We start from the raw sequence: 15,072 nt of genomic DNA on the forward strand, positions 1-15,072 counted from the left end.
AGCGTCCAGCGACCCTGGACGCTGCGACTTCAAAACACCTTGAAGATCGCCAGCGCCAGCACGGCCTGGGCGAGGAAGCCGACGGTGAAGGCCAGCGTGCGGAACACCGGGATGCCGAGCGCGTAGACGATCAGATGCGCGACGCGCGACCAGAAATACACCGCGCAGGCGAGGACGGTCCATTTCGAGGAATAGTCGATCGCGTTCAGGATGAGCACCAGCGGCGCGAACAGCACGAGGTTCTCGACCGCGTTGTCATGCGCGAACATCAGGCGGTTCGCCCACTCCGCCTGCGGCTTGTCGGCGCGCGAGGGATTGGCCATCGCGCCACTGAGACCTCGAACCTGGCAGCGGTTGATGGTGTAGGGAATCCAGAGGATTCCGGTCAGGATTACCGTCAGTGTCAGCCAGAACAATTCGCGCGTCATAACCCGGTCCCCTCTGTCGTCGCTGTGTCGAACGCGAGATTATACAAGCGCGCAGGATTGCGCCATGCGCAACGAAATCCCGCTAGGCGCGAACCCTGACATAGCTGCCGGGCGCGTCCTCGATCGGGGGCAGGGCCTCGCTGCCGACCACGCGCGCCGGGACTTCCTCGGGATCGAGCCCGCCCAACCATTCGCGCCAGTCCGGCCACCACGAGCCCTTGTGCTCCACCGCGCCCTTCATCCACTCGGCGACGTTGACGTCCTTGACGTTGTCGTTGGTCCAGTACTGGTACTTGTTCGAGGCGGGCGGGTTGACCACGCCGGCGATGTGGCCCGAGCCGGACAGGACGTATTTCACCGGGCCGCCGAAGAACTGCGAGCCGTACAGCACCGATTCCGCCGGCGCGATGTGGTCCTCGCGGGTGGCGAGGTTGTAGACCGGCACCTTGACCTTGGAGAGGTCGAGCAGCGTGTTGTCGAGCACCATCGTGCCGGTGGAGAGCCGGTTCTCCAGGTAGCAATTGCGCAGGTAATAGGAATGGTTCGACGCGGTCATGCGCGTCGCATCCGAATTCCAGTGCAAGAGGTCGAACGCGCTCGGCTGCTGGCCCTTCAGATAGTTGCTGACGACATAGGACCAGATCAGATCGTTGGAGCGCAGCATGTTGAAGGCCATCGCCATCTTCGAGCCTTCGAGCACGCCAGCCGCCTTCATGTCCTGCTCGAGGGCCGCGATCTGGTCCTCGTCGACGAACACCAGGAGATCGCCGGCATGGGTGAAGTCGACCTGCGCCGCGAAGAACGTCGCCGACGCCACGCGCTGGCGGCGCTTCTCGGCGAGCCAGGCCAGCGTGGTCGCGAGCATGGTGCCGCCGACGCAATAGCCGGCGGTGTGCACCTTCAACTCGCCGGTGACCTTCTCGATCACGTCCATCGCCGTGAGCGGGCCTTCCTTCATGTAGTCTTCCCAGCTCTTGTTGCCGAGCCGCTTGTCGGGATTGACCCATGAGATCACGAACACGGTGATGCCCTGGTCGACGCACCACTTGATGTAGGATTTCTCCGGCTTGAGATCGAGGATGTAGAACTTGTTGATCCAGGGCGGCACGATCAGGAGCGGCGTGCGCAGCACGTTCTCCGTGGTCGGCGAATACTGGATCAGCTGCATCATCTCGTTCTGGTAGATCACCTTGCCCGGCGTCGTCGCCATGTTGACGCCGACGACGAGATTGTCCGGATTGGACTGGCGGATCTTCAGCATGCCCTTGCCGGCCGCGATGTCCTCGGCCAGCATCTTCAGGCCGCGCGCCAGATTCCCGCCGCTGCTCGCCACCGTCTCGCGCAGCACTTCCGGATTGGTCAGCACGAAGTTCGACGGCGAGATCGCATTGGTGACCTGCTGGACGTAGAACTCCGCCTTGCGGCGGGTCTGTGGATCGAGCTCGGCGTCGTGCACCAGCTCTTGCGCCCATTTGGCTGTGAGCAGATAGAGCTGCATCACGAAATCGAAGAACTGGTTCGACTTCCATTCCGGATCGGCAAAGCGCTTGTCGCGCGGCGAGGGCGCGATCGCCGGTGAAGCGTCCTGGCCAGCCATGCGGCGCGCGGCCGAGCCCCAGAGGTCGAGATAATCCTTGGCGAGCTTGGTCTGCAGATCGGACGCGCGGGACGTATCCGACAGCCAGTATTCGGCGACCGACGTGAAGGTCTTGACCACTTCCGTCAGCTCGGCCGGCGGGCGATCCTGCACCTCGCCGCTCTCGCGTGGCTTCAGATACGCGGCGAGCGCCTTGCCGCCGCTCTCCATTGCCTGCGCGACATTCATCGCGAAGGCTTCCGCATCGAACTTCGTTTCGGATCTGGGTGTGTCGGTCGTGGCGCTACTCATGAGCAGAACAGTAACGATTCATTCCGTATTCGTCACCGCGAAGCTCGCATGTTTGGCGTTAAACAAGCTCCAACATGTGCTGCACTGCGACAAAGCCCCTTGGTTTTGTCACAATCAGCGTGCACCTCTTCCGCAGTGGGCCTTGGAAGTATTCTCGCTCGTACCATTTGTGGGCAGCAATGGTTTGAGCTTGGGCAGGTTGTCGGGTTAAGCTCCGGCAGCCGTGCGTTGGGATGAGTAGGGGATTTCCCAAGTGTTGGCGTTGAGGGACCTGCAAAAGTCGCTGCCGCTCTGTGGCGCGCTGCTGATGGCGGCGCTTGCCTTGGGCGGCTGCTCGAGTCAGCTGGCTGACTATACGCCCACCGACGCGCAGGCCCATCCAAGGGAGCCCGGCTCCTACCTTCCGGTGCACGATCTGCCACCGGATCGTGATCAGGCGATCATCCCGCCGGACCAGCGCGCCAAGATCGAAGCGGAGCTGGCCGCTGCGCGCGACCGCCAATCGGTTGCCGCAAAAGACGCCAAGTAACGCGGCGTAATCGCTGGCGCCCCCGCCATGCCGTGCTAAAAGACCTCAGTTCAGCCGAGAGTCAGGGCGAACGACTTCAGCTCCTGCCGCCGAAAATTGCTCTAAGCGTTTGATTTTGAGTGATTTTCGCGAGGCGGCGAGAGCTTTCCCGAGCGGCTGTCATGGCCGGTCGATTCTGTCCTGACCGGTTGCCCGGAGCCCAGAGAGCCATGGAAGAGTTTTACCGCATCCGCCGCCTTCCGCCTTACGTGTTCGAGCAGGTCAACCGGGCCAAGGCGGCCGCGCGGAATGCCGGCGCCGACATCATCGACCTCGGCATGGGCAATCCGGACCTGCCGGCGCCTGCGCATGTGCTGGAGAAGCTGAAGGAGACGCTGGGCAAGCCGCGCACCGACCGCTACTCGGCCTCCCGCGGCATCCCCGGGCTGCGCCGCGCCCAGGCCGCTTACTACGCCCGCCGCTTCGGCGTGAAGCTCAACCCCGACACCCAGGTCGTGGCGACACTCGGTTCGAAGGAGGGCTTTGCCAATGTGGCGCAGGCGATCACCGCGCCCGGTGACGTCATCCTCTGCCCGAACCCGAGCTACCCGATTCACGCCTTCGGCTTCCTGATGGCGGGCGGCGTGATCCGCTCGGTGCCCTCGGAGCCGACGCCGCAATTCTTCGAAGCGGTGGAACGGGCGATCGTGCATTCGATCCCGAAGCCGCTCGCGCTCGTCGTCTGCTACCCCTCGAACCCGACCGCCTATGTCGCGAGCCTCGACTTCTACAAGGACCTCGTCGCGTTCGCGAAGAAGCACGAGATCCTGATCCTGTCCGATCTCGCCTATGCCGAAGTCTATTTCGACGAGAACAACCCGCCGCCCTCGGTGCTCCAGGTGCCCGGTGCGATCGACGTCACCGTCGAGTTCACCTCGATGTCGAAGACCTATTCGATGGCCGGCTGGCGCATGGGCTTTGCGGTCGGCAACGACCGCGTGATCGCAGCGCTCGCCCGCGTCAAATCCTACCTCGACTACGGTGCCTTCACGCCGGTGCAGGTCGCCGCGACCGCCGCACTGAACGGCCCCGACGATTGCATCAAGGAGATGCGCGACACCTACCGCAAGCGCCGCGACGCGCTGGTGGAGTCATTCGGCCGCGCCGGCTGGGAGATCCCGCCGCCGGAAGCCTCGATGTTCGCATGGGTGCCGCTGCCGGAGGCCTTCCGCAGCGTCGGCAGCATGCAGTTCGCAACCCTGATGGTGGAGAAATCCGGCGTCGCGGTCTCGCCCGGCGTCGGCTTCGGCGAGCACGGTGAAGGATATGTCCGCATCGCCATGGTGGAAAACGAGCAACGGATCAGGCAGGCCGCGCGCGGCGTGCGCCGCTTCCTTGAAAGCGGCATCGAAACGTTGCACAACGTCGTTCCGCTCGCCAATCGGCGTTAAGTTTCTCTTCGGCAGGTTTTCTAAAGCATCATGGTTGCACCCCTGAAAGTGGGCATAGCGGGGCTCGGCACCGTGGGCGCCGAAGTTGTCCGTTTGATCGAAACCCAGGCCCGCGTGCTCTCGGGCCGCAGCGGCCGCGGCATTCGCGTCGTCGCCGTCACCGCGCGCTCGAAGGCGAAGAAGCGTGGCGTCGATCTGCGCGGCGTCGAATGGGCCAAGGATCCGATGGCGCTCGCCACGCATCCCGGCATCGACTGCTTCGTCGAGCTGATGGGCGGCGCCGGTGATCCCGCTCTCTCTGCGGTCGAAGCGGCGCTGAATGCGGGCAAGTCGGTCGTCACCGCCAACAAGGCGCTGCTCGCCAAGCACGGCCTGAAGCTTGCCAAGGCCGCCGAAAAGCACGGCGGCGCGCTGAATTTCGAGGCAGCGGTCGGCGCTGCGATCCCTGTCATCAAAACGTTACGCGAAGGGCTTGCCGGAACCGGCGTCACCCGCGTCTACGGCATCCTCAACGGCACCTGCAATTACATCCTGACGCGGATGGAGCAGGAGGGCCTGTCCTTCGCCGAATGCCTCAAGGATGCGCAGCGGCTCGGCTACGCCGAGGCCAATCCGTCCTTCGACGTCGACGGCCACGACACCGCGCAAAAACTTGCCATTCTGGCCAGCCTCGCATTCGGCACGAAAGTTGCTCAAAGCGCGGTGTATGTCGAAGGTATCTCATCCATCGCGCCGGAAGATCTTCGCGCGGCCGACGATCTCGGTTACCGGCTCAAGCTGCTCGGTGTTGCCGTTCGTACCGCCAAGGGCATCGAGCAGCGCGTGCATCCGACCATGGTTCCAAAATCCTCCTCGATCGCGCAGGTGATGGGTGTCACCAACGCGGTCACGATCGATGGCGAGGGCATCCCTCCGATCACGCTGGTCGGCCCCGGCGCCGGCGGTGCTGCGACCGCATCCGCCGTCGTCGCCGACATTGCCGACGTTGCGCGCGGCATCCGCGCCAATCCCTTCGGTCGGCCGATCTCGCATCTGCGCGACACCAAGAAGGCGCCGATGGAGCGGCACGAGGGCGGCTACTATATCCGCCTGCTGGCGCGCGATTTCCCCGGCACTGCGGCCGCGATCGCGACCCGGCTCGCGGAGCAGAAGATTTCGATCGAGTCGATCGTGCAGCGTCATCCCAATGGCGGCGCTGCGCCGGCGAACGGCAAGGCGGTCCCCGTGCCCGTCATCCTGATCACCTATGCGACGCACGAGGACGCCGTGCGTCGCGCGCTCGCCGCCGTGCAGAAGGACAAGGTGATCAGCGGACGGCCGCAGGTGATCCGGATCGAGAAGAACTGAGCATGACCCGGAAAAGTGTGAAGCGGTTTTCCGGAAAGGTCATGTTCAAACAATAGGACACGGTTCGAACGAACTGTGGGTGTTACGAGTTGATGCGGACGGAGATTTCCGTCCAAAACCGTTCCGAAGGAGTTAGCCGATGTCGACCCATATTTCAGTCCCGCCGCACGCGTTGCTCGAGCGCATCCTCACGCTGGAGATCGTGCGCGTGACGGAGCGGGCGGCGGTGTCGTCCGCGCGGCTGCGCGGGCACGGCAACGAGAAGGCGGCCGACCAGGCCGCGGTGGACGCCATGCGGCGCGAGCTCAACAAGCTGCCGATCGAAGGCACCATCGTGATCGGCGAGGGCGAGCGCGACGAGGCGCCGATGCTGTTCATCGGCGAGAAGGTTGGCATGAACGCCGGCCCGCAGGTCGACATCGCGGTCGACCCGCTCGAAGGCACCACGCTGTGCGCCAAGAACATGCCTGGCTCGATTGCCACCATGGCGATGGCCGACGGCGGCACGCTGCTGCACGCGCCCGACGTCTACATGCAGAAGCTTGCGATCGGGCCGGGCTACGACAAGGGTGTCGTCGACCTCGATGCGACGCCGGCTGACAACGTCCGCCGCCTCGCCAAAGCCAAGGGCGTCCAGCCGGAAGGCATCACCGTTCTCGTGCTCGACCGCCCGCGCCATGCCGGCATCATCGAGAGCGTGCGCTCGACCGGCGCCGCTGTCCGCCTCATCACCGACGGCGACGTGGCCGGCGTGATCCACTGCGCCGACCCCGATAACACCGGCGTCGACATGTATCTCGGCACCGGCGGCGCGCCGGAAGGCGTGCTCGCGGCCGTGGCGCTGCGCTGCATCGGTGGCCAGATGCAGTGCCGCCTGATCCTGGATTCCGACGAGAAGCGCGAGCGCGCCGCCAAGATGGGCGTCAACGATCCCAAGATGATCTACGGCATCGAGGACATGGCGCGCGGCGACTGCCTGTTCGCCGCCACCGGCGTCACCACCGGCTCGCTGCTGTCGGGCGTCAAGTTCCGCAAGGACGGCGTGATCGAGACCGAGACGGTCGTGATGCGCTCCGTCACCGGCACCGTGCGTTACATCAAGGCTGAGCACCGCGAGCTCGCGAAGTTCCATTTGGACTGATGTTCTCCGTCATTCCGGGGTGAACGGGACCGCGCGAAGCGCGGCCCGGAGAACTCGGAATCTCGCGCCGACAACCTCTGGATTCCGGGTTCGCGCTCCGCGCGCCCCGGAATGACAACGACAAAAGCAAAATGAGGAAGCGCACATGTCCAATCTCTCCACCGTCAAAGCCCTCGTCTTCGACGTGTTCGGCACGGTCGTCGACTGGCGCACCAGCCTCATCACCGACTTCATGTGGTGGAGCAGGCAGCGCGGCATCACCGCCGACTGGACCGCTTTGGTCGACGGCTGGCGCGGCATGTACATGGCCTCGATGGACGACGTGCGCAAACATCCCGAGCGCGGCTATGTCATGCTCGACGATCTGCACCGCCGCTCGCTGGAAAAGCTGGTCGCGCAGTTCTCGATCAAGGGCCTCACTGAAGCCGATCTCGACTATCTCACCAAGGGCTGGCATCGCCTCAACCCTTGGCCCGACAGCGTCGCCGGCCTGACCCGCCTCAAGACCAAATTCGTGATCTCGCCGCTGTCGAACGGCAACGTCGCGCTGCTCACCAACATGGCGAAGTTCGCAGGCCTGCCCTGGGATCTCATCATGTCGGCCGAGCTGTTCGAGCACTATAAGCCCGATCCCGAGACCTATCTCGGCGCCGCGCGCCTGCTCGGCCTCAAGCCGGAGCAGGTGATGATGGTCGCCGCCCACAACGGCGATCTCGCCGCCGCCCAGAAGAACGGACTGAAGACCGCGTTCGTGGCGCGGCCGACCGAATACGGCCCGCTTCAGAAGGTCGATTTCGAGGCGACCGGCAATTGGGACATCGTTGCCAAGGATTTTGGCGGGGTCGCCGACAAGCTCGGCTGCTGAGCGGCACTGCTTCTGTTTGACATCCTTCAAGACAGCGCCTTTCATATCGACAATGTCGATGTGTGAGGTGCGCCCCTGGATACCGAGCTCGCGCGTACATTCCTGACCGTGGTCGCGACCGGCAATTTCATCACCGCCGCCGACCGGCTTCACGTCAGCCAGTCCACCGTCAGCACGCGGATCCACTCGCTCGAGGAGCTGCTCGGCTGCACGCTGTTCGTGCGCAACAAGGCAGGCGCGACGCTTACGGTGGCTGGGCGGCAATTTCAGCGCCATGCCTCGACGCTTGTTCGCACCGTCGAGCAGGCCCGCCACGACGTCGGCCTCCCCAAGGGCTTTAGCGGGGCGCTGGTGGTCGGCGGCCGCATCGGCCTATGGGAGGAGTTCCTGCTGCTTTGGATACCGCGCATGCAGGAGGCCAATCCTCAGATCTCCATCCGGGCCGAGAGCGCCCTTGAGCCCGAATTGATGCAGGGGCTGGTCGAGGGACGCATCGACATCGGCGTGATGTACACCCCGCAAAGCCGCCCCGGCCTCAAGGTCGAGTTGCTGATCGAGGAGCAGCTCGTGCTGGTGTCAACCAATCCCAGGAGCGATCCGGAGCCGCAGGACGGCTACGTCTATGTCGACTGGGGGCCCGAATTCTACGCCCGCCACAGCGCGGTCTTTCCCAATTTCGCGGGGCCTGCGCTGACCGCCAACATCGGCTGGCTCGGGCTGCAGCACGTGCTCGCCAACGGCGGCTCCGGCTATTTTGCGCGCCGGATCGTCGAGCCGCTGCTGAAGGCGCGGCGGCTGCACCTGGTGGTGGGAGCGCCGAAATTCTCGATGCCGGCCTATGTCGTCTATTCGGTCGACCAGCCCGACGACCACGTGCAGAGCGCGATAGCGATCATGCGCGACCTCGCCGCCGAGCAGACTGGGCGCGTGACGGAAACGCCGGCGCGTGGCGCGCGCAAGCGCCGCTGACGGCTCGCTTGACTGGATCTATCCGCGCCGGTGCAGGCGGGTCTCGGCCAGCGCCGTCACCGCGCCAAGTGCGAGCGTCGCGACGACGATGTCCGCAGTCGCGTCGAAGCCGATGGCGAGAACTGCAGCGGCGATCACCGCGGCCAGCACGGTGATGGCGAAGCCTTCGTCGGTTACCAACCGTCGCGCGCCGCCGGGAAGCGTTGCACGCTTGTTCGTGGGACGCATTCGCCGCCTACTGAAACAGCTTCATGGCGTTGAGCAGGGTCTGGATCACGCCCGCGAGCAGGGGGATGCCCGCAAAGCTCCAGGCCAGCGCCAATTGCAGCGGGGTGGTCTTTGCCGTCTGAGCGGTCTGCATGTCAGGCCCCCGAGGGATTGTTGCTCGCCGCGGCTGCGGCCGCGATCTCGGTGGCACGATGCACCGGCCGCATCGCCGCCATCGTCCGGGACGCCCGCCAGGCGATCCAGCTCAGCAGCAATTGGGAGAATGACGCTTCGCTCCGTGATGTCGTGGTCATGGTCACCTCCTTGTCTTCGTCCGAACGTCAGGCAGCACGCGCCGCCTCGAGACCCGAACTGTCCTCGTCCTTCATGTGATGACGCTTGTCGACGGCACGGACGCAGAGATTGGCGAGGAAGCCGATCACGAGCAGTCCGGCCATGATGTACATGGTCGTGTTGTAGGCCTGCGCCTTCGGCACGCCGTGCGTGACGTTGTATTCGCGGATGTAGTTGATCAGCACAGGCCCGGCGATGCCGGCCATCGACCAGGCCGTCAGCAGGATGCCGTGGATGGCGCCGACATAGCGCGTGCCGAACATGTCGCGCAGATAGGCCGGAACGGTGGAAAAGCCGCCGCCATACATGCTGACGATGATCAGGAAGCACAGCACGAACAGCACGACATTGCCGCTCGCGCCGGCATAGGGCACGGTCACGTAGAGGGCGATTCCGAGCACCATGTAGACGAAATAGGTGTTCTTGCGTCCGATGAAGTCGGATAGCGAGGCCCAGCTGAAACGTCCGCCCATGTTGAACAGGCTCATCAGGCCGACGAGACCTGCGGCCGCCACCGCGGTGATGTGGCCGGGGAACATCTCCTGGCTCATCGCCGAGGCCTGGCCGAGCACGCCGATGCCGGCGGTGGTGTTGCAGAACAGCACGATCCAGATCAGCCAGAATTGCGGCGTCTTGATCGCCTGGTAGACGAACACGTCGTTCCTGGTCATCAGTTTGGTGGCGGCCGCAGGCGGCACATAACCCTCCGGCTTCCAGCCCTGCGCCGGCACGCGCACGATGGCGGAGCCGACCATCATGAAGACGAAGTAGACACAGCCGAGCGTGATGAAGGCGCCGAGCACGCCGACGTCGCTCGTGGTCGCAAACTTGCTCATCAACCAGACGGAGAGGGGGGAGGCGATCAGCGCGCCGCCGCCAAAGCCCATGATCGCCATGCCGGTGGCCATGCCCGGCCGGTCGGGAAACCACTTCATGAGCGTCGAAACCGGGGAGATGTAGCCGATGCCGAGCGCGCAGCCGCCGATCACGCCGTAGCCGAGATAGATGATCCAGAGATTATGGAGATAGACGCCGAGGGCCGAGATCAGGAACGCGCCTGCCCAGGCAACGCCGGCGGTGAACATCGCCTTGCGCGGGCCGCCTTCCTCGACCCAGCGTCCGAACACTGCGGCCGACAGTCCGAGGAACACCATCGCGATGGAGAAAATCCAGCCGAGCTCGGTGAGCTTCCAGTCGCCGGGTGCCGATTGGGTGATGCCGATCAGCTTGGTCATCGGCAGGTTGAAGACGCTGAAGGCGTAGGCCTGCCCGATGCACAAATGCACGCAAAGCGCCGCGGGCGGCACCATCCATCGGCTGTAGCCCGGCCTTGCGATCGTGTGCTCCCGATCGAGGAACGGCAGGAGTGAGCGTGCAGGCATTCCCGATGCGTCGAGCGTCGTCGTCATCCCCATCCTCCGGTGCCTCGCTGTTCTCGGGGGCGGCCTTTACGGGCAGCCCGGCGATGGCGCGTGATCAGGCTACGCAGAAGGATGATTTTGACAAACGAATAATATGCGCTGTTATAATCTGATTAGTCGATATTAGAAAAAGCAGAAATCGGCTTGGCGTTGTCGCGATGGCCAAAGGGTCCGGGCAGTCTCGCGCCGCCCGGACCTGATCCGAAGCATGACAACATCATCTGCATTGGTTCGGTATGGTATGTCAGCCGATGCTACTTCGCTGCGACCGCATTCGCAGCCTTTCGGATCACATCCAGCACCACATCCGGCTTCGACAGCATGGGGACGTGGGACGAAGGCACTTCGGTCACGGTGGCGTTCATGCGCTTCGAGACGAAGTGTTGCAGATCGGGGTGAACCGTCTGGTCCTTGCTCGCGAGGATGTACCAGCTCGGTTTCGAGGTCCACGCTGTGCCATCGACCTTTTGGGTCAGGAGATCCGCAACCGGCGCGCCTTGCGTTGCGTAGACCAGCTTTTGCTCGGCTTCGGGCAGGTCGCCGGCAAAGTGCGCCAGGCCGCTTGGCTTGAGCCAGACACGGCCCGCCGGCGCGTCGATGTGGCCGAACACCTGCGTCGTCGGAAATTTTGCAATCTGGCTCTGCGAAGTTTCGTCGGCAGCGGGCGCGAGCGCCGCGATGTAGACCAGCGCGGCGACCCGCGGATCGGTTCCGGCATGCGTGATCAGTGTGCCGCCATACGAGTGGCCGACGAGGACTACGGGTCCGGGAACACGGCCAAAACACGCCGTCACGCAGGCGACGTCGGTTGCGAGTGAATCGAGTCCGTGCTGGCTCGCCAGGACCTCGTGGCCTTCGGCTTGCAGCGTCGGGATCAGCTTGCCGAAGCACGATCCGTCAGCCCAGAGGCCATGCGCGAAAACGATGCTTGGTTTGGTCATGAGATGGTCTCCGTTGGATGCGCAACGGCGAGCCGAGGTGCTCGCGGAGCGCGAAGCGGCGGGGCTTCACGTCTAACGCGCGATCACGTCAGCTGACAGAGGGTCGCAAGGATAATCGGGCGAATGCGAAATCGAGCACGTTCGGCTCGTGAGCCGAATGCAGCCTATGCCCCACACGACAGAGAGCGCGCATCAGTTCAATGGTCCGGGCAGCGTGCACCGCCCGGACCGGTTCTTGAAGATTACAACGTCATCTGCATCGGTTCGGGATAGTAATGGAAGCCGTCACCGGCCTTGGCGACATGGCCGTAGCCCGGCCAGGCGAAGTGATAGGACATCACCGGCGTCTTGTTGGCCGCCAGCATCGTGAGCAGCTTGACGCGCGACTCGGCCGCCTGCTTCGGGTCGGTATCGTAGGAGAACTCCATCCGCGGCCGTTCCAGCAGCAGCACGGAATGGTGCGAGAGGTCGCCGAGGAAGGCGAAGGACTTGCCGGCCGACGAGACCAGGAAGATGGTGTGGCCGACGGTATGACCGGGCGCGGCGATCGCCTGCACGCCCGGCAAAAATTCCTGGCCATCCTTGAAGAACACGATGCGGTCGCGGACCGGCAGCAGGTTCTTGCGGGCGTGAACCACGAAGTCCTTGGCTGCGCTGCCGAGCTTGCCTTCGTCGGTCCAGAAGTCGAAATCGGTCTGGGAGATGTAGATCTGCGCGTTCGGAAACAGCGGCTTGCCGCCATCGTCCACGATCCCCCCAATGTGGTCGATATGGGCATGCGAGCAGACCACGGCATCGATGTCGGCCGGCTTGATGCCGGCCTCTGTCATGCTCTTCTGCTGCCGGCCGGTGGTCGCGCCGAACATCTTGGAGCTGCCCATGCCGGTATCGAACAGGATGAGCTTGTCGCCGGTATTGACGATCGGGGAGTTCTGCTCGAGCACGACGTTGTCCGGCGACAGGAAATTGTCCGCCAGCATCTTCTTCACCTCTTCCTTGGGAACGCCGGTGAAGGTCCCGGAGGGATCGCCCAGTGGCAGCGGTCCGTCGGACACGACGGTGACTTCGGCATCGCCGAGAACGAAGCGGTGCCAGTAGGGAGTCTGGGTGCCGAGTTTGGGAGCGCGGGCAAGCGCGCTGCCGCCGAGCATTGCGCTGGCGCCGAGGCCAGCCCCCAATGCGAACAGGGATCGACGTGAGACATCGATAGTCATGCGTTTCCTCCGCCTTTATCTCTTGTTTTGGTCTTTTGTTTTGCGCAACTGTTCGCGCGCCATCGCAATGCAATCAATGATTGTGTCGCGATTGTGTCTCCTGATCGCGCGATGCGGCAGGACCGGACGAATCTTTTTGCGTCAGGATGGCGCGCGCATGCCGAGGCGTTCGATGAACCGCACGAGGTAACCATCCGGATCCTGGACGAGGAATTCACGCTGGCCGAATTCCTGATCGCCGACTCGATACCAGGCTTCGTTCGGCGGCTCGTAGAGCGGCCAATTGGCATCACCGAGAGCGCTCAGCATGGGATCAATGCGATCGACGACCATCTGGAAATTGACGCCGCGTCCGAATGGCCGCTGCATCTCGGCCGTCTCCCAGCGTCCATTCGGTTCGCAGAGCATGACCTGCAAACGCCCCCTGACGAGATACGCAAATCGCGCATCGGGGCGATCATAGGCGAGCTCGAAGCCGAGCAAGTCGCGCCAGAACGGCAGGCTGGCTTGAATGCTGGAGACGCCGAGTTCGGGAACGAGATCGGCAAAGCCGCCTTGCGGCGCGCTTCCCTTGCTGGCGGAGGTCGCACGCGCGACGGGGTCTGAGGGCAGCGGTTTGTTCATTGCGGCGTCGCCTGATCTTTTGACCGATCTTCGGTTATCGCAGCGAAGCGGCGCGAAGGCCACACGCGGAATGGGTCAAACGAATGCTCGCCCGGCAAGGCCGCCTCACGCGATCCGCAGTGCGAGGTCGTTTCCTTCCGTCTCGGCAAAGCCCGCCTGCAAGACCTCTTCGCGCTTGTGCCGCATATGCGCACGCAGGATGTGCGAGAGGCCGACGCCAGCCGCGCCGCGTTGCTGCTCGCCACGGAGATGGCCGCGCGCCGCGCTGCGTGACGAGGCGGCGCTACTTCGTGATCGGCGTGACCAGCTCCTTGTCCGCCGAATCCACGACGAAGACGGCCAGCAGCTTCGCAGGTTCGGTATCGCTGGCATTCGCGCTTATGGCGTGACGGTCGCCGGGCTTTTCGAAGAAATTCTCTCCTTTGCGATAGACCTTGGCGGGCTCGTCATTGACCTGACTGCGGATCGCTCCTTCCAGGATGGTCGCATAGATGAATGCGGAGCGCGGATGCATGTGGGCCGGCGAGGAGCCTCCGGGACCATACTCGACCAGCACGCCCTTCATGCTCTTGCCTGGGACGTTCGGCAGCGCCTGGTCGAACACGACCGTCACTTTGGCCAGAGGTGCCGGTTCGGCCGCATGCCCCGTCAGGATTGATGCGGCATAAACCGCCGTTGCGATCAGCAATCTGCGCATGGGATTTCCTTCATTGCAGTGGTTATCGTGATGGAAGGTCTGGTGGATCCTCAGAGCCTTGCGAGCCACGTTGCGAGCGGCGTTTTTCCAAGCCGCGCCTCGCCGAGCGGGTTCAGTGACGTATCGTCGATGGGGGCGCCGTAGTACGGTGCCTTCGGGTCTCCCACCACCGGTCGGGCGTCGCCGGACGCCTTCAGGCGCCGCGCAATGAATTCATTGAAGGGGGCCTTCTCGGGTCCTGCGATATCGATGGTGCCGTTGAGCGGCCGGCCCATGGCGACCTCCGCGAGGCGATCAGCGACGTCTTCGGCGGCGATCGGCTGAAACAGTGCGGACGGGACGACGATCTTTCCTTCGACCACAGCCGTTTCGGCAATGGCGCCGAGGAATTCGAAGAACTGGGTGGCACGGACGATGGAGTAGGGGACCGACGAGGATTTGATGATGGTCTCCTGGGCGAGCTTGGCCCGAAAATAGGAATTGTCGGGCGACCGTTCGGTCCCCACGATCGACAGCGCCACGTGATGCTTCACGCCCGCGGCCGCCTCTGCCGCGACGAGGTTTGTGCTCGAGCGCTGGAAGAAATCGAGCACGGCGGCGGGCTCCCAGGACGGCGCGTTGGCAACGTCGACGACGACATCCGCGCCAGCCAGCGCTGCTGCGAGGCCTTCCCCGGTCACGGCGTTCACGCCTGATTTCGGCGAGGCTGCAACGGCCTCGTGGCCGTGTTGTTTCAACTTCGTCACGAGCTTGGATCCGATCAATCCGGTCCCGCCGATCACGACGATCTTCATGGCATATCTCCTCGGCATGTGACGAGCGTGAGTGATCCAGGTCCGTGGGCCGATCACGTCACGTCCGCCCAACGTGATGCGAAGCACAGCGTAGCCGAGCAATGCGGCAAGCTCTTGCCTGTAACCGGCCTGCCTTGCCGGAAAATGCTCAGAAGACTCATTGCGACGGGCTGGGCGCCGCGCCCGCCGTGGTCGGATCGAAGCCCAACGCAAGAAGTTTGCT

At 64.0% G+C, this 15,072-nt stretch carries 17 protein-coding genes; 6 read left to right on the top strand and 11 right to left on the bottom strand.

Going from position 1 to position 15,072, the window contains the following annotated elements:
* Window positions 1-29: 29 nt before the first annotated feature.
* Complete coding sequence (locus AB7008_RS25070; protein ID WP_028161275.1) at window positions 30-428, bottom strand: MAPEG family protein; 399 nt, start codon at window positions 426-428, stop codon at window positions 30-32.
* Between the two features lie 82 nt (window positions 429-510).
* Window positions 511-2,316, bottom strand: a complete 1,806-nt coding sequence (locus tag AB7008_RS25075) for a PHA/PHB synthase family protein (RefSeq protein WP_028161276.1) — start codon at window positions 2,314-2,316, stop codon at window positions 511-513.
* A gap of 253 nt (window positions 2,317-2,569) precedes the next feature.
* Here AB7008_RS25075 and AB7008_RS25080 point away from each other — a divergent pair, with 253 nt between their 5' ends.
* The 6 genes from AB7008_RS25080 to AB7008_RS25105 all read left to right on the top strand — a co-directional run bounded on the left by AB7008_RS25080 (window position 2,570) and on the right by AB7008_RS25105 (window position 8,597).
* The gene (locus AB7008_RS25080; RefSeq protein WP_028161277.1) at window positions 2,570-2,845 is read left to right on the top strand and encodes a hypothetical protein; all 276 of its coding nucleotides are present in this window, start codon (window positions 2,570-2,572) and stop codon (window positions 2,843-2,845) included.
* Between the two features lie 209 nt (window positions 2,846-3,054).
* Window positions 3,055-4,275, top strand: coding sequence for an LL-diaminopimelate aminotransferase (locus AB7008_RS25085; RefSeq protein WP_014495524.1), 1,221 nt, complete (start codon window positions 3,055-3,057; stop codon window positions 4,273-4,275).
* Window positions 4,276-4,305: 30 nt separating this feature from the next.
* Window positions 4,306-5,622: a homoserine dehydrogenase gene (locus AB7008_RS25090; RefSeq protein WP_028161279.1), complete on the top strand. Its 1,317-nt coding sequence runs from the start codon at window positions 4,306-4,308 to the stop codon at window positions 5,620-5,622.
* Window positions 5,623-5,761: 139 nt separating this feature from the next.
* Window positions 5,762-6,763: a class II fructose-bisphosphatase gene (gene glpX, locus AB7008_RS25095; RefSeq protein ID WP_028161280.1), complete on the top strand. Its 1,002-nt coding sequence runs from the start codon at window positions 5,762-5,764 to the stop codon at window positions 6,761-6,763.
* Between the two features lie 145 nt (window positions 6,764-6,908).
* Window positions 6,909-7,628: a haloacid dehalogenase type II gene (locus tag AB7008_RS25100; RefSeq protein WP_441259688.1), complete on the top strand. Its 720-nt coding sequence runs from the start codon at window positions 6,909-6,911 to the stop codon at window positions 7,626-7,628.
* Between the two features lie 75 nt (window positions 7,629-7,703).
* Window positions 7,704-8,597, top strand: coding sequence for a LysR family transcriptional regulator (locus AB7008_RS25105; protein WP_441261247.1), 894 nt, complete (start codon window positions 7,704-7,706; stop codon window positions 8,595-8,597).
* 18 nt (window positions 8,598-8,615) lie between these two features.
* Here AB7008_RS25105 and AB7008_RS25110 read toward each other — a convergent pair whose 3' ends face one another.
* The 9 genes from AB7008_RS25110 to AB7008_RS25150 all read right to left on the bottom strand — a co-directional run bounded on the left by AB7008_RS25110 (window position 8,616) and on the right by AB7008_RS25150 (window position 14,849).
* Complete coding sequence (locus AB7008_RS25110) at window positions 8,616-8,825, bottom strand: hypothetical protein (RefSeq protein WP_304489649.1); 210 nt, start codon at window positions 8,823-8,825, stop codon at window positions 8,616-8,618.
* Window positions 8,826-8,832: 7 nt separating this feature from the next.
* The gene (locus AB7008_RS25115) at window positions 8,833-8,958 is read right to left on the bottom strand and encodes an MFS transporter small subunit (RefSeq protein ID WP_014495518.1); all 126 of its coding nucleotides are present in this window, start codon (window positions 8,956-8,958) and stop codon (window positions 8,833-8,835) included.
* A gap of 1 nt (window position 8,959) precedes the next feature.
* Window positions 8,960-9,118 carry a hypothetical protein gene (locus AB7008_RS25120; RefSeq protein WP_441259689.1) on the bottom strand — a complete coding sequence of 53 codons (159 nt, stop codon included), beginning with the start codon at window positions 9,116-9,118 and terminating at the stop codon, window positions 8,960-8,962.
* Window positions 9,119-9,145: 27 nt separating this feature from the next.
* On the bottom strand, window positions 9,146-10,567 hold the full coding sequence (locus tag AB7008_RS25125; RefSeq protein ID WP_441259690.1) for an L-lactate MFS transporter: 1,422 nt from the start codon (window positions 10,565-10,567) through the stop codon (window positions 9,146-9,148).
* A gap of 266 nt (window positions 10,568-10,833) precedes the next feature.
* Complete coding sequence (locus tag AB7008_RS25130; RefSeq protein ID WP_248883215.1) at window positions 10,834-11,520, bottom strand: alpha/beta fold hydrolase; 687 nt, start codon at window positions 11,518-11,520, stop codon at window positions 10,834-10,836.
* Window positions 11,521-11,762: 242 nt separating this feature from the next.
* Window positions 11,763-12,734, bottom strand: coding sequence for an MBL fold metallo-hydrolase (locus AB7008_RS25135; protein ID WP_028153595.1), 972 nt, complete (start codon window positions 12,732-12,734; stop codon window positions 11,763-11,765).
* Window positions 12,735-12,875: 141 nt separating this feature from the next.
* Window positions 12,876-13,358, bottom strand: coding sequence for a bleomycin resistance protein (locus AB7008_RS25140; protein WP_441259691.1), 483 nt, complete (start codon window positions 13,356-13,358; stop codon window positions 12,876-12,878).
* 283 nt (window positions 13,359-13,641) lie between these two features.
* Window positions 13,642-14,055 carry a cupin domain-containing protein gene (locus AB7008_RS25145; protein ID WP_014495512.1) on the bottom strand — a complete coding sequence of 138 codons (414 nt, stop codon included), beginning with the start codon at window positions 14,053-14,055 and terminating at the stop codon, window positions 13,642-13,644.
* A 50-nt stretch (window positions 14,056-14,105) separates the two neighbouring features.
* The gene (locus AB7008_RS25150; protein WP_028161286.1) at window positions 14,106-14,849 is read right to left on the bottom strand and encodes an SDR family oxidoreductase; all 744 of its coding nucleotides are present in this window, start codon (window positions 14,847-14,849) and stop codon (window positions 14,106-14,108) included.
* Between the last annotated feature and the right edge of the window lie 223 nt (window positions 14,850-15,072).

The sequence above is a fragment of the Bradyrhizobium sp. 521_C7_N1_3 genome (assembly GCF_052075975.1).
GTDB lineage: Bacteria > Pseudomonadota > Alphaproteobacteria > Rhizobiales > Xanthobacteraceae > Bradyrhizobium > Bradyrhizobium japonicum.